Source organism: Methylobacterium phyllosphaerae, assembly GCF_001936175.1.
GTDB classification, from domain to species: Bacteria; Pseudomonadota; Alphaproteobacteria; order Rhizobiales; family Beijerinckiaceae; genus Methylobacterium; species Methylobacterium fujisawaense.
Window position 1 is genome coordinate 2,409,853 of the sequence record NZ_CP015367.1, and the last position, 13,773, is coordinate 2,423,625.

The window sequence follows — 13,773 nt, forward strand, 5'->3', positions numbered from 1 at the left end:
CCTCACGGCTTCATGCCGGGTGCGAGATGAGCGGGATCCACGATCGGACCGTAGACCTGGGGATAGGAGGGCGCGACGCCGTGCTTGACCGCCCAGAGGTACCAGTTGTCCACCACGGTCCCGGTGAGCAGGATGCCGATGCCGCCCGTTAGCGTGGTCAGGACCGCGAACCACCAGGCCCAGCGGTGGATCGACTCCATCGTGGCGTTGAAGCCCATGGTCCAGCGCCAGAACAGGGCTGCGCGTTCGGTGGCCGTGCCGCGGTCGACGATCTGATCGATCTCCCGTTCGGCGCCGTAGCGCGAGCAGGCCAGGATCGTGCCGCCATGCATCGCGAACAGCAGCGTCGATCCGTAGAGGAACGTGATCGAGAGCATGTGGAACGGGTTGTAGAACAGGTTCCCGTAGCGGAGCGAGAAGGCCGCGGTCCAATCGAGGTGCGGGAAGATGCCGAAGGGCACGGCTTCCGACCACGATCCCATCAGCACCGGCCGGATGAAGCCGAGGACGAGGTAGAGCCAGATCGCCGACGCGAAGGCCCACGGCACGTGGGTGCCGAGCCCGAGCGCCCGCGCCCGCCGATAGAGGTGGACCCACCAGAGGAGGATCGAGGCCGTCAGGAAGAAGCCGGCGATCAGCCACCAGCCACCCTCGTTGAGGGGTGGAAGGACCTTCAGCCCGTACTTCGGGAGCGGCGGCTCCAGGGCGAGCCACGGCAATTGCCGGACGAACTGGACCGGATCCCAATTCACCGAGGCCCACATGTTGAGCCCGATGATCTCGAAGGCGATCAAGCCGCAGACGATCGAGAGCGCCGCGATATAGCCGATATAGATCGGACCGACTTGGCTGTTGCCGATGAGCCCGAACAGGTAGCTGTTGAACGGCTTGCCGATCCGGTCATCGACCGCCACCGGAACGCCGTGCTCCGGTACCAGCGGGCGCACCTGAACCTGCGTGAAGATGTTCTGGTAATAGGCCATGGCCTGCCCTCCCCCGGAGTGCCGCGCGCTCGACGGCGGCGACCCGCGTTATGTCCTTCGTTCCGATCGCGTCCGGCTTGTCATCGCCACACCGGCAGATTGAGCCACCAGCCCCACCATTGCGGCCAACCCTGCGTCCAGAACGGCCCGCTGATCACGATGCAGACCGCACTCCAGAACCCCGCTGAGAGGGCTAGGAACAGGCCGAGGCGGTGAACGCCGAGCGTGCCGATCGAGTAGCCGATCGTGTCGCGGAAGAAGGTGTCCTCGTGCTCCGGCGTCTTCACGACCTCGCCCTTCTTCGGGTTGGTCGCCGATAGGATCAGGCCGCCGTGCATCGCCAGGGCGAGCGTCGTGGTGAAGAAGAACGTCACGGCCAGCATGTGCGCTGGATTGTAGTGGAAGTGCAGATACTGATAGCCGGTGTTGGAAACCCAATCGAGGTGACTGAGGATGCCGTAGGGAAAGCCGTATCCCCAGGCGCCCATCAGGAACGGCCGGACCACCACCAGCGTGAAATACGCGAAGATCGCCATCCCGAAGGCCGCGGGCACGTGGTAGCCGATACCGAGCTTGCGGCAGATCTCGACCTCGCGCAGCGCCCAGGACACGAAGGACCCGAGCGCGCAGAACGTGATGATCTGCCAGAGACCGCCCTCCTTCAGCGGGGCGAGCCGCAGGCCGTAGCTGATATCCGGCGGCGCGATGTTGATCTGCCAGACGTTCCAGGTCGGCCCGATCGCCGCGCCGTAGATGACGAGGGCGGTGCCCAGCACCGTGAAGAACAAACCGACGACCCCGAAGAAGCCGACGAAGAACGGCCCGACCCAGAAGTCGAACAGGTCGCCGCCGAGCAAGGTGCCGCCGCGGACCCTGTATTTGCGCTCGAAGCTCAGCATCGCCATGGCGGCTGCTCCTCAGTCAGGCCGGAGAAAGGGAAGGTTTGGGGTGACCGCGGCCCTCGCGCGCCGCGGTCCGGACCGGCGGTCAGGCCGGCATCTGCGGCAGCGCGAGCGTGATGGTGTTCTCGGCCGCCTTGTTGTTTCTCGGACCGTCAAGCCAGTTGAACCGGTCGGTCGAGAGCAGGATGAAGTGGATCAGCAGCGCCAGGATGAAGAGGAAGGTGAACAGAGCCACCAGCGTGCGCCGCGGATCGAAGAGCAACCAAACCTTGTGCATTCGATCCTCCTCAGCCGATCATCGTGACGAGGGCGTGGGCCGCATCGCGGACGCCGTCGAGAGAGGCGTAGCCCTGCGGTCCGGGAAGCCAGGGGCGCCACAACCAGACGAGGATGTGAGCGACCACGGCAATCGCCGTGAAGATGAGGAAGCTCGTCAGGAAGATCGCATGGAACTCCTTGGCTTCCGGTTCCGTCAGCCCGGACAGGCTGCTCGGTCTTTCTGTTGTGACGGGTCCACTCGCCATCGTTCAGACCTCCGTGTGTTGGCCGCGCCTCTGACGAGGCGCGACGGGTTCAGCCACGATGCCGTGCGGCGGTCGCGGCTCGACTTCCCCCGCGTGACCGGACGGAAGTGTCTCGCTCAGGGGCGTGTCAGCCCATGAAGGCGAAGGGGATCGCCTGAACCGCCATGGCGCGGGCCTCGCCGAAGACCGAGCGCCGCGCCGGTGCCAGGCCAGGACGGGCCGCCTCGCGCGCCGGCCGGAACCGGTTCAGCGCGGCCGCGGCGAGGAAGAACGGGTAGGTCGCCGTCAGGATCAGCCGGAACTGAATGGCTTCCTGATGCTGGCGGCCGGTCGGGACCATCGTTCTCATCGTCAGGTCTCCTCTGGGTGAAACGGAAAGGCGGCTCACGCGGGGATCCCCCCGGCGAGATCGGCCCGGGCCCGCGCCACATGGGCGGGCGCCACGGCGGCGGATTCTGTGTCGCGGGCGGCGCGCTCGGCGGCGTCGCGCAGGCGCTTGGCGGCGGAGATCCGCGCCAGGACCGGCTGGGCCTCCACGAGGCTGTCGAGGGCCTGACGGGCGGCCTCGTCCCAGGGCAGCTCGCGGTGGAGGCGGGCCGGTGTGGCCTCGACCTTGTCCATGTCGCGGGCGAGCGGCAGGATGTGGAAGAGGGTGTCGAACAGGGCGTTGCAGACTTCCTGGACCAGGTAGGTGGCGCCCGCGTAGCCCATGAACGGCGTCCCGGTATGCCGCCGGATGATGGCGCCGGGGAACGAGGCCGGAACATAGGTCGCCCGGGCGCCGCACTCCGCGAGGTACATCCGCTCGTTGAACGACCCGAAGAGAACCAGGGGCGGCTTGGCCGCGATGGCGGCCCGCACGGCGTCGTTGTCGGGTTTCAGCCCGGCGGAGCGGCCGAAGGCGAAATGGCAGGGCAGGCCCATCTCGTCTTCGAGGAAATGGCGCACGCCCCGGGCGTAGGTCTCGGTGGCGACGATGCCGAAGCTCGCGGTACCGAAGAAATCCTGGGTCACCGACCGCCAGAGATCCCAGACCGGCTTGATGGTCGTATGCCGCTCCCGCTCGATGAACGGCTCCGGGTCGAGGCCCAGAATGGCACCCAGCGAGCGCAGGAACTTCGTCGTCGAGAGGATGCCGATCGGCGCCTGCAGGTAGGGCCGCTCCAAGTCTTCGCAGAGCAGGCGGCCGAATTCCCGGTACAGACAGATATTAGCGTCGGCGTTGACCAGCTTGGGCACGTCCGCGAGGTGCGAGCCCAGCGGGAAGGTCAGGTTCACCTCGGCGCCGATCCCCTCCACCAGCCGCCGGATCTCGGCGAGGTCGGAGGGCATGTTGAAGGTGCCGTAGGCCGGACCGATGAGGTTGACCCGCGGCCGCTCGCCGGGCTTGCGCTCCGGCCGGGCCGGGATGCCCTTCTTGGCGAACTTCTTCGCCCCGTATTCCTGCCACAGCCAGCGCATCGCCCTGTCGGCGGCCTGCCACTGGTCCTCGTCGATGGTCCGGGGCAGGAAGCGCTGGAGGCCGGTGCCCTCGGGGGTGACGCCGCCGCCGATCATCTCGGCGATGGAGCCGGTGACGACCACGCTGGGCTGGCCGGGATCGAGGGTCGCGTGAGCGCGCTTCATGGCGCCCTCGGTGCCGTGCCGTCCGAGCTCTTCCTCGGCGAGGCCCGTGACCACGATCGGCAATTCATGGGGCGGCAGCGCATCGGTGTAGTGCAGCACCGACGTCACCGGCAGGTTCTCGCAGCCCACGGGGCCGTCGATGACGACCTGCAGGCCCTTGATCGCCGTGAAGACGTAGACCGCGCCCCAGTATCCGCCGGCCCTGTCGTGATCGAGGATCAGCATTATGCCATCTCCCCGATCGGCTTCTTCGGGCCCTCGATCTTCGGGCCCTGCCGCCGCTGCGGCACCTCCTGCCAGACCCCCGCGGCGTAGCCGGTGCCGACGCCCTCGAAGAAGTCGCGCATGGCATCGAACCGCGCCTTGTTGCCGAGCGCGGCGTTGATCACCGTGGCGAGCGACCCGGCACCGGCCGCGCCCATCAGCGGGCGGGCCGAGATCAGGTTGGTGAAGTAGAGGGCGGGCGTGCCGCGCTCCTTGGCCCGCTGCACCACCGGCGTCGTGCCGATGGCGAGGTCGGGCTTGAGCGTATCCAGGGCGTAGAGATCGTCCTCCAGGGAGGCGCGGTACTGAACCTGCGTGCCCCGCGCTTCCAGCCATGCGCGGTCGGACTCGGACCAGGGCGTGCGCGGGCAGGCGGTGCCGACATAGGGGATCTCGGCGCCGCTCTCGACCAGCAGCCGGGCCACCAGCAGCTCCGAGCCCTCGTAGCCCGAGAGGGTGATCCGGCCCTTGATCGGCATGGCGGCGAGCGCCCCGCGGATGCCGGGCAGGATCCGGTTCTTGGCCGCCTCGACGATGGCGCGGGGCACCGCGCAGGCCTCGCCGATCCGGTCGAGCCAGTCGGCGGTTCCGTCGACGCCCACCGGGGCCGAACCGACGATCGGGCGGCCCGCCGCCTCGAATTCGCGGATGGAGGCGGTGTAGAACGGGTGGATCGCCGCCACGGCGGCGCAGTCGAGGGCGGCGTAGAGCTCGCGCCACTCGCGGGTCGGCACCACCGGGCCGGCCGCGAGTCCGAGCGGCTCCAGGAGCGACGCGATCACCACCGGATCGGCCGGGAAGACCTCGCCGAGGAGCGCCACGCTCGGGCGCTCCGAACGGCCGCCCCGGGGCGCCGCCACCGGTCCCTGCTCGGCTTCCGCGCGGGCGACCTTCAGCATGGCGCCGGCGAGCACGTCCTTCGCCTCGGCATGGGTCGGGACGCCGAAGCCCGGCACGTCGATGCCGATCACCCGGACGCCGTCGATCTCCTTCGGCAGAAGGCGTAGCGGGACGCCGGAGGCCGTGGGCACGCAGAGATTGATGACGACGACGGCGTCGTAATCCTCGGGCTTCGCCGTGGCGTAGACCGCCTCGCGGATATCCTCGAACAGCTTGCCGGTGACCAGGGTCTCGGAATTGAACGGCACGTAGCCGACGCTGCGCCGGGCCCCGTAGAAGTGCGAGGTGAAGGTCAGGCCGTAGACGCAGCAGGCCGACCCGGAGAGGATCGTGGTGGTCCGGCGCATGCGCAGCCCGACCCGGAGCGAGCCGAAGGCGGGGCACATGCTCTGGGGCTGGTCGTGCGGACCCTGCGGATAGTCGCTGCGGAGTTGTGCCAGGGTGTCCGACAGGCCGGCGGCCTCGGCGGCCGCCCGCATCGCGTCCTTGCCGGCGTGGCAGCCGAGCCCGTCGCCCTCGGTGGCGGCGCGATCGATGGTGGGCGCCGCCTGGCGGGCCCGCAGATCGGCGATGTCGAGGGAGACGGCCATCGCTCAGACCTCGTCGTAGACGACTTCGAGGGACGGCTTGGACACGTGGGCGACGCCGCACATGTCCTCGTGGGTCGCAGGCACCAGCACCACGTCGCGGCCGGTGACGTCGCTGGAGAACAGGCCGAGCAGCCCATCCTGTGTCAGCGGGGTCGGCCGGTGCGGCGCGGCGTCGGCGACATTGGCGGCCAGATCCGAGAACAGGCTGCCCCAGCGGCTCTCCGGCCGGCCGATGATCTCGTAATTCGCGCTCTTGCGGCGGATGTCGTCGTCGGCCGGGATCGAGGCGAGGACCGGGATGCCGGCGGCATCCGCGAAGGCCTGCGCCTCGCCGGTGCCGTCATCCTTGTTGATCACGAGGCCGCCGACGCCGACATTGCCGCCCAGCTTGCGGAAATACTCCACCGCCGAGCAGACGTTGTTGGCGACGTAGAGCGATTGCAGGTCGTTCGAGCCGACGACGATGACCTTCTGGCACATGTCCCGGGCGATCGGCAGGCCGAAGCCGCCGCAGACCACGTCGCCCAGGAAGTCGAGCAGGACGAAGTCGAAGCCCCATTCGTGGAAGCCGAGCTTCTCGAGGAGCTCGAAGCCGTGGATGATGCCGCGGCCGCCGCAGCCGCGCCCGACCTCCGGGCCGCCGAGTTCCATGGCGTAGACGCCGTCGCGCTTGAAGCAGACGTCGCCGATGGCGACCGCCTCGCCGGCCAGCTTCTTCTTGGTCGAGGTCTCGATGATGGTCGGGCAGGCCTTGCCGCCGAACAGCAGCGAGGTGGTATCGCTCTTCGGATCGCAACCGATGAGCAGGACCTTCTTGCCCTGCTGGGCCATCATGTAGCTGAGATTGGCGAGGGTGAACGACTTGCCGATGCCGCCCTTGCCGTAGATCGCGATGATCTGGGTCTCTTTCTTGGCCGGGCTCGTCGCGACGGGATCCGGTTCGACCGCGGCCTCGGCGCGGAGCTGCGCGGCTTGGGACAGGGCGGCCTTGTTGAGCTGAACGTTCACGCGGCGTCCCTCCAATCGAGGATCATCTTCAGGCAGGCCGGATCCACGAATGCGGTGCGGTAGGCGTCCTGGGCTCGACCCGCGGGAAGACGGTGGGTGATCAGTCCGTCGAGGGACAGGCGTCCGCGTTCGATCAGCGTCGTCACCGCCGCCGTGTCCTCCGGACGGAACTCGGCGGAGATCCGGATGCGCGCCTCGCGCATGAAGGCGGGCGGGAAGGCGAAGCTCAGGGGAGCCTCGTAGAACCCGGCCAGGACGATCTCGCCGCCGGGCGCCAGCCGGGCAATCAGGTCGTCGAGGCCGGCGGCGTTGCCGCTGACGTCGGTGATCGTCGCGTAGTCGCGGCGCGGGTCGGCGCCGGGCGCCATGACCGCGTAGCCATGGTCTCCCGTGGCCCGGGCCGGATCCGTCTCCCAGACCGTCGGCTCCGCGCCGGCCGCCAGGGTCAGGCGGGCGAGCAGCCGTCCGAGGACGCCGTGCCCGACGATGAGCGGGGTCGCCCCGGGCCGGATCCCGCCGAGGGCGCGATAGGCCGTCGCCGCCAGGGCCAGGAGGCAGGCCCGGTCGCCCAGCGACGCGTCCACCGGCACGAGCCGGGCGGCCGGCGCCACCAGATGAGAGGCCGCGCCGCCGAACAGGCCGCGGACGGAACCGAAGCAGCGTGCCCCCGGAACGTAGACGGTCTGGCCGACCCGAACCGAGGTATCGGCGCCGGCCTCAATGACGGTCCCGACGGATTCGTAGCCGGGTACGAGCGGATATCCCATCCCGGGAAAGGGCGGCATGCGGCCCGACCAGAGCAGGCGCTCGGTGCCGGTGCTGATCCCGCTCCAGGAAATGGCCACCACGGCATCGGCATCGCCGGGCGGCGTCAGAGCCAAGCGCTGAACCGAAAGGTGCTCCGGGTTTTCCAGAATGACGGCCAGAGCGTCCATGGCTGGAATCGTCCACCCTTTGCCTTGCGACTCTCTCTGATGCGAAGCCGCTAAGTGTCATCCTAGATAGACACAGGCCAGCGTCAAGTGACACTTACTTGAGACGGCCTGTTTTTTGGGCTTTCAGAACTCGGGTGAGCAGCGGGCGTCGGGTCGGATGTTCATGCGTCACGGCGAATCCTGCCGTGCCGAGCATCGCGCGAAGCTCCTCGGCACGGCGCGGGCGCCCGGATCCCATCGCCAGAAGATAGAAGCCGAAATAGGCGTCCCCGACCGGTTCCGCGCCCGGCGTTCCGGCCATGGGTTCCGCGAGCAGAAGCGTTCCGCCCGGCGGCAGAGCCGCGTGGGCCGCTCGAAGCAACGCCAGGGCGGGCTCGTCGTCGTGGTCGTGGACGATCCGAACGAGGGAGATCGTGTCGGCGCCTGTCGGCAGACCCCCGTGGAAATCGCCGCCGCGGCAGGCGATCCGGCCTTCGAGGCCGGCCCGCGCCAGTCGGCTGTCGGCGCGCTCGGCCACGGCGGGGAGATCGAACAGGGTCAGGCGCGGCGTCGCGTGCCGTCCTGCCACCGCTTGCAGGAAGGCGCCCTCCCCGCCTCCGACATCCATCAGGTGCCGGACCCCTGACAGGTCGCAGGCATCGAGCACGTCCTCAGCGATCAGCGACTGCGAGGCGCCCATCAGGCCGCTGTAGGGGGCCACCGTCTGCGCATCGCCCGAGAGGCCGGAGGCATAGGGCCAGTAGCGCGCGAGTCCGGTCGGTTGGGCCTGGCCGCGCAGCAGGGCCACCGGATCCGCAAGGTCTGCGTAGAGCAGCGCGTGATGCTCGATCATCGCGGCGATCCCGGGATTGCCGACGAGAGCGGCGCCGAGATCGGCCAGCCCGAACCGCTCGCCCGACAGGGCGCGGACAAGCCCGAGGGATTCCGCGGCCCGAAGAAGGCGCCGGGTGTTGTCCGGCGGCAGGTCGAGCCGGCGAGCCAGGGCTTCGATCGTCAGGGGGCCTTCGGCCAGGATCGCGAACAGGTCGAGGCGGACGCAGGCGGTCAGAACCTGCGCGTAGACGAAGCCCGCGCAGAGATCGAAGAGGGCGCGCGTGTTCCGGCGGGCGATGCCCCGCGTGAGGGGGAAGCCCGACGCCCAGCGCTGGAAGCGGGGGCTTGCGACCAGGCGGCTGCGCCAAGCGTTCCATCGATCCGTCCAGGCGGACGGGACGGACGCCGCCGCACCGATGCCGGAGAGCGATCGGCCGGTCAGGCCGTCACCGCCCGCAGGCTCGCGGGCAGGAACAGCCGCGCCTGCGCCTCGATCTCGGCGGTCAGCGCGGCCATGCCCGGGCAGGCCGGAATCGCCGCCACGGCCTCGCGCGTCAGTCTCGACAGCCGATCCAGCGCGCCGCCGGTGCCCAGAAGCGCCGCAGCGTTGGGCCGCCCCAGAGTTGCGTCGCGCCCGGCAGGCTTGCCGATCTCCTCCTGGCGGCAGGCGACGTCACGCAGGTCGTCGGCGACCTGATAGGCCTCGCCGAGGCACTCGCCGAGGCGGCGCCAGGGCTCCGAATCCGCTCCCGCCGCGGCGGCGCCGGCGACGGTGGCGGCGGCGAACAGGGCCCCGGTCTTCGCCTGCTGGTAGTCGCTGAGGCTGATATGGGCCTCCGATTCCCAGGCTTGCCCTGCGGCGATGCCCGACGGCGACCCGGCGGCGCGACCGAGGAGGCCCACGAGCCGTCCCAGGCGCGCGGGATGGGAGCCGGCGGACCGGGCCAGTGTCTCGAAGGCAAGGACGATCAGGGCGTCGCCGGTCAGGACGGCGATGGGCTCGCCGAAAGCGACATGGACGGAGGGCTTCTGCCGCCGCATCGGCGCATCGTCGAAGCACGGCAGGTCGTCATGGACCAGGGAGGCGCAGTGCAGAAGCTCGATGGCTGCGGCCGCCGCTTCTGAGCCGGCCGGGTCGTCATCACCGCAGGCGCGGGCGACCGACAGGCACAGCCGCGGCCGGATCCGATGCCCGCCCGGGAACACCGCGTAACGGAGCGCCTCCGCCAGAAGGGGCGGCGCGCCCGGCGCCTCCGCGTGAGCAACGGCGCGATCCAGCGCCATCTCGATCCGCCGACCGGACTCCATCGCGTTGCCTCCCGTGTTGTGTGCGGTTGTCAGCAACAAGTGTCATTTCTTATTGACACTTTGGCGCCGGCAGATCAATCCCGTTTCCGGGGGAGAAGGTGGAGCGACCGTGGCGCAGGAGCGCGTCGTCGTAATCGGAGCGGGGATCGGTGGTCTCGCCGCGGCCGTGCGGCTCGCTCATGCCGGATTCCACACCACGGTCCTCGAACGGGCGCAGCAGCCCGGCGGAAAGATGCGCGCCATCCCCGTCGGAGACCGCGCCATCGAGGCCGGCCCGACCGTCTTCACGATGCGCTGGGTCTTCGAGGAGCTGTTCGCGGAATGCGGCGCAGAGCTCGGGGACCGGGTCTCCCTGGCGCCGGCTCGGCTCCTCGCCCGGCATGCCTGGAGCCGGGACGAGCGCCTCGACCTGTTCGCCGACATCGAGGCGTCCGCCGACGCCGTCGCGGCCTTCGCGGGACGGCGTGAGGCGGACGGCTATCGGCGCTTCTGCGCCCGCTCGGCGGAGGTCTACCGCACCCTCGAAGGGCCGTTCATCCGCGAGGGCCGGACCGGCCCCGCCGGCCTCGCGCAAAGGGTCGGCCTGTCGGGCCTCGGCGACCTCTGGCGGATCCAGCCCTTCACCACGCTCCAGTCTGCGCTGGGCAGCTACTTCCGCGATCCCCGGCTGCTCCAGCTGTTCGGACGCTACGCCACCTATTGCGGCGCCTCACCCTACACCGCGCCGGCGACGCTGATGCTCGTCGCCCATGTCGAGCAGGCCGGAATCTGGACCGTTTCGGGCGGCCTCAGCGGCCTCGCGCGGGCCGTGGCCGATCTCGCCGAGGAGCGGGGCGCGGCCTTCCGCTACGCTGCGGAGGCCGAGCGGATCCTCACCGCGGGCGGTCGGGTCGTCGGCGTGCGCCTGGCCGACGGCACGACGGTTCCGGCCGACCGCGTCGTCTGCAATGCCGATTGCGCCGCCGTCGGCGCGGGCCTGTTCGGACCGGAAGCCGCCGTCGCCGGCGAGCGGCTCGCGCCCGGCGAGCGCTCGCTGTCCGCCGTCACATTCTGCGCGGAGGCGGTGCCTTCCGGCTTCCCGCTGGCGCACCACACGGTCTTCTTCTCCCGCGATTACCGGGCCGAGTTCGACACGATCCTGCGCGACCGTCGCCTGCCCGACGATCCCACGGTCTACGTCTGTGCCCAGGACCGGGACGCGGTGGGGACCGCGCCGCAGGGGCCCGAGCGCCTGCTCATGCTCGTCAACGCACCGGCGGATGGCCGGGAGCGACCGCTCACGCCGTCGGAGACCCAGAGATGCGAGACGACCCTGATCCGCCGGTTGGAGGCCTGCGGGCTCACCCTGACCTTCGCGTCGTCGGCGGTGACCACGACGCCACGGGATTTCGACGCCCTCTTTCCCGGGACGGGCGGAGCGCTCTACGGGCGGGCGGCGCAGGGATGGGCGACGACCTTCAAGCGCGCGGGCGCCCGGACGGCGCTGCCGGGCCTCTATCTGGCGGGGGGCTCGATCCATCCCGGCCCGGGCGTGCCGATGGCCGCGCAATCGGGTCGGCTGGCAGCGGCGGCGATCCTGGAGGACCGCGATTCGATGGCCCGGTCGCGCGGGGCGGCTACGCGTGGTGGTACGTCGATGCGGTGAGCGACGATGGCCGCCACGGCCTCACGATCATCGCGTTCATCGGAAGCGTGTTCTCGCCCTACTACGCGTGGAGCGCCGAGAAGGACCCCTTCGCCCATTGCGCCATGAACGTGGTCCTCTACGGCGATCGCGGTCGCTTCGCGATGACCGAGCGGCGCGCCGCCAGCCTGTCGCGCGGCCCCGACCACATCGCCATCGGCCCGAGCGTGATGCACTGGGATGGCACGGCGCTGACCGTTCGCATCGACGAGCGCGGGGCGCCGCTGCCCCATCGACTCCGCGGCACCGTCCGTCTCGAGCCGCGCGGTTTCACGGCGGGCCCGTTCCATCTCGACAAGGCGGGCCGCCACCGCTGGTGGCCGATGGCGCCGTCCTCCCGGGTCGAGGTGGATTTCGACCAGCCGGATCTGCGCTGGAGTGGCGGAGGCTACTTCGACACGAATGACGGCGACGAACCGCTGGAGGCCGCCTTCTCCCGGTGGACGTGGTGCCGGGCGGACCTGCCGGACGGCGCCGCGATCCTGTACGACGTCCACCACCGCGACGGCGGCGGACAGAATCTGTCGCTCCGGTTCTCAGCCGACGGCAGCCGGCGCGAGATACGGCCGCCGCCCGCGGCGTCGCTGCCGGCGACCGGGTTCTGGCGGATGCCGCGCGAGACCCGCAGCGATGACGGGCGGTCGCGGGTGCTCGCGACCTACGAGGACACGCCGTTCTACGCCCGCTCGCTCCTCGCCTCGACGCTGGGCGGCGAGCCGGTGCGGGCCATGCACGAGAGCCTGTCGCTCGACCGGTTCCGCAACCCGCTGGTGCGGCTCATGCTGCCCTTCCGGATTCCCCGGCCGCTGGCCCCGTGAGGGCCTGGATGTCGACGCCGCCCCTCCCGGTTCGGTGCCGACCTTCGAAGACCGTCCAGGGCCGGATGCGGTGGGCGATGCAGGCGAGCGTTGCGACGCTCAGCACGAATCCGAGGGGAAAGCCGGTCAGCCCCGCCACCTCCCGCGTGACCGCGAAGAGCGGCGTACAGCAGATCAGGACGCGTTCGTGCGGTCGCAATCCGCCCGCCCGGTGCGCGGCGAGGGCCAGCAGGAGCGTGGCCGGGACGACGGGCGCCAGATCGTAGACCGGCAGGTACGGCGACAGCATCGGCGCTGCGGCGACGAGCGCCGCCGCGCGCAGCGCCGCGTCGGTGGGGCGGCACCAGGCGCGGCAGGCCACCCCGAGGGCCAGTGCGGCGACGAGCACCTGCGCGATCCAGGCTGTGGCCATCGCGCCGCCGACCAAGCGCACGGCCCCGAACGCGCTGGCATTGAGGTCGAGGCCCGCGGCGGCGTTCTGCAGGATGATCCGATTCGTGTCTCCGAGCGTGCCGAAGAAGCCGCTCCAGGGCGCCGTGCCGAAGAGGGCCAGCGATGCGAGGCAGAGGACCAGCACCGTGGCGAGGCAGGCCGCCAGACAATCCCGCCGCCCGGTCGCCAGCAGGAGCACGGGCGCCAGCGCCGCGAAATGCGGCTTGTAGGCCAGCAGGCCGAAGCAGAGCCCGGCCAGCCAGGGGCGCCGGTCCACGAGCACCGCGCCGAGGGTCAGAAGCGACGCCGTGAACAGAGCGTTCTGGCCGTAGGCGAGGTTGCTCAGCACCAAGGGATGCGCGAGCGCGACGAAAGCCAGATCCATCCGGCCGGCTGCCACGCGCATCGTCAGCGCGAACAGGGCGACCGAGAGTGCAATCCAGAGCAGATAGGCCGGCTGCGGTTCCATGAGCGCCATGGCGGCCGCCGGCAGGAGGAACACCGGCGGGTAGTGCCAGGCGAAGCGGCAATCCTGCCCGAAGGCGGCCTTCATGTTCGCCAGATGCACCGGCAGATCGTAGGGCTCGCCGCCCCGGCCCTCCAGAGCGGAACGGCCCGCCGTCCAGACCTGAGCGAAATCGTTTCCGAGCGGATCGCCGTACCAGTTCCGCCGCGGCTCCGGGCCGGTCCCGTAGACCAGCAGGACCAGGGCGAGGCCGAACGGGACCAGCACACAGGCCGCGCGCGTGGCAAAGGCAGACAGCCGGGCGTCGCTGCTCACGAGATCCGCGAGGTCGGCCCATAAGGCAGGCAGGCGTGCGGTCGCGGGGCCCGGCGCGCGGGACTGGGAAGGCGCAGGCATCGGGCGATTTCGGTATCCGGACTTGGCGGAAGCTTAGGTTCCCGCGGTTTGAAGCCCGTTAACAGCGCTGTTTGCGGCCCGGCCCGGCTTGTGCGAGAGGGCGGCGGCTGCGATCCTTGCGCCG

Annotated in this window: 14 protein-coding genes; 2 read left to right on the forward strand and 12 right to left on the reverse strand. The window is 70.3% G+C overall.

What is annotated here, in order from left to right; genetic code table 11:
* Positions 1-2: 2 nt before the first annotated feature.
* The 11 genes from pufM to MCBMB27_RS10850 form a co-directional block, all read right to left on the reverse strand.
* Entirely contained in the window at positions 3-983 is a 981-nt protein-coding gene (gene pufM, locus MCBMB27_RS10800; protein WP_043379895.1) for a photosynthetic reaction center subunit M, read from the reverse strand.
* 80 nt (positions 984-1,063) lie between these two features.
* Entirely contained in the window at positions 1,064-1,888 is an 825-nt protein-coding gene (pufL, locus tag MCBMB27_RS10805; RefSeq protein ID WP_043379897.1) for a photosynthetic reaction center subunit L, read from the reverse strand.
* An 82-nt stretch (positions 1,889-1,970) separates the two neighbouring features.
* Positions 1,971-2,162 carry a light-harvesting antenna LH1, alpha subunit gene (gene pufA / locus MCBMB27_RS10810; protein WP_012319766.1) on the reverse strand — a complete coding sequence of 64 codons (192 nt, stop codon included), beginning with the start codon at positions 2,160-2,162 and terminating at the stop codon, positions 1,971-1,973.
* 10 nt (positions 2,163-2,172) lie between these two features.
* Complete coding sequence (gene pufB, locus MCBMB27_RS10815; RefSeq protein ID WP_043349888.1) at positions 2,173-2,409, reverse strand: light-harvesting antenna LH1, beta subunit; 237 nt, start codon at positions 2,407-2,409, stop codon at positions 2,173-2,175.
* Positions 2,410-2,536: 127 nt separating this feature from the next.
* Positions 2,537-2,758 carry a hypothetical protein gene (locus tag MCBMB27_RS10820; protein ID WP_170861823.1) on the reverse strand — a complete coding sequence of 74 codons (222 nt, stop codon included), beginning with the start codon at positions 2,756-2,758 and terminating at the stop codon, positions 2,537-2,539.
* A gap of 35 nt (positions 2,759-2,793) precedes the next feature.
* Positions 2,794-4,260, reverse strand: a complete 1,467-nt coding sequence (bchZ, locus tag MCBMB27_RS10825; protein WP_043757976.1) for a chlorophyllide a reductase subunit Z — start codon at positions 4,258-4,260, stop codon at positions 2,794-2,796.
* Positions 4,260-5,789, reverse strand: coding sequence for a chlorophyllide a reductase subunit Y (bchY, locus tag MCBMB27_RS10830; RefSeq protein ID WP_075380396.1), 1,530 nt, complete (start codon positions 5,787-5,789; stop codon positions 4,260-4,262). The genes bchZ and bchY overlap by 1 nt, the downstream gene beginning before the upstream one ends.
* Before the next feature lie 3 nt (positions 5,790-5,792).
* A complete protein-coding gene (locus tag MCBMB27_RS10835; protein ID WP_043761204.1) occupies positions 5,793-6,797 on the reverse strand; it encodes a chlorophyllide a reductase iron protein subunit X in 1,005 nt (334 codons plus the stop codon).
* On the reverse strand, positions 6,794-7,732 hold the full coding sequence (bchC, locus tag MCBMB27_RS10840) for a chlorophyll synthesis pathway protein BchC (RefSeq protein ID WP_075380397.1): 939 nt from the start codon (positions 7,730-7,732) through the stop codon (positions 6,794-6,796). Before bchC ends, MCBMB27_RS10835 begins: the two co-directional genes overlap by 4 nt.
* 94 nt (positions 7,733-7,826) lie before the next feature.
* Positions 7,827-8,987, reverse strand: a complete 1,161-nt coding sequence (locus tag MCBMB27_RS10845) for a methyltransferase (protein WP_418287735.1) — start codon at positions 8,985-8,987, stop codon at positions 7,827-7,829.
* Positions 8,984-9,853, reverse strand: a complete 870-nt coding sequence (locus MCBMB27_RS10850; RefSeq protein ID WP_043352586.1) for a polyprenyl synthetase family protein — start codon at positions 9,851-9,853, stop codon at positions 8,984-8,986. The genes MCBMB27_RS10845 and MCBMB27_RS10850 overlap by 4 nt, the downstream gene beginning before the upstream one ends.
* A gap of 109 nt (positions 9,854-9,962) precedes the next feature.
* Here MCBMB27_RS10850 and crtD point away from each other — a divergent pair, with 109 nt between their 5' ends.
* Positions 9,963-11,498 carry a 1-hydroxycarotenoid 3,4-desaturase CrtD gene (crtD, locus tag MCBMB27_RS10855; protein WP_075380399.1) on the forward strand — a complete coding sequence of 512 codons (1,536 nt, stop codon included), beginning with the start codon at positions 9,963-9,965 and terminating at the stop codon, positions 11,496-11,498.
* Complete coding sequence (locus MCBMB27_RS10860) at positions 11,495-12,355, forward strand: carotenoid 1,2-hydratase (RefSeq protein ID WP_075380400.1); 861 nt, start codon at positions 11,495-11,497, stop codon at positions 12,353-12,355. Before crtD ends, MCBMB27_RS10860 begins: the two co-directional genes overlap by 4 nt.
* Here the strand turns inward: MCBMB27_RS10860 and MCBMB27_RS10865 are convergent.
* Positions 12,315-13,568 carry a glycosyltransferase family 87 protein gene (locus tag MCBMB27_RS10865; RefSeq protein WP_236952947.1) on the reverse strand — a complete coding sequence of 418 codons (1,254 nt, stop codon included), beginning with the start codon at positions 13,566-13,568 and terminating at the stop codon, positions 12,315-12,317. The two genes, MCBMB27_RS10860 and MCBMB27_RS10865, sit on opposite strands and share 41 nt — an antisense overlap.
* Between the last annotated feature and the right edge of the window lie 205 nt (positions 13,569-13,773).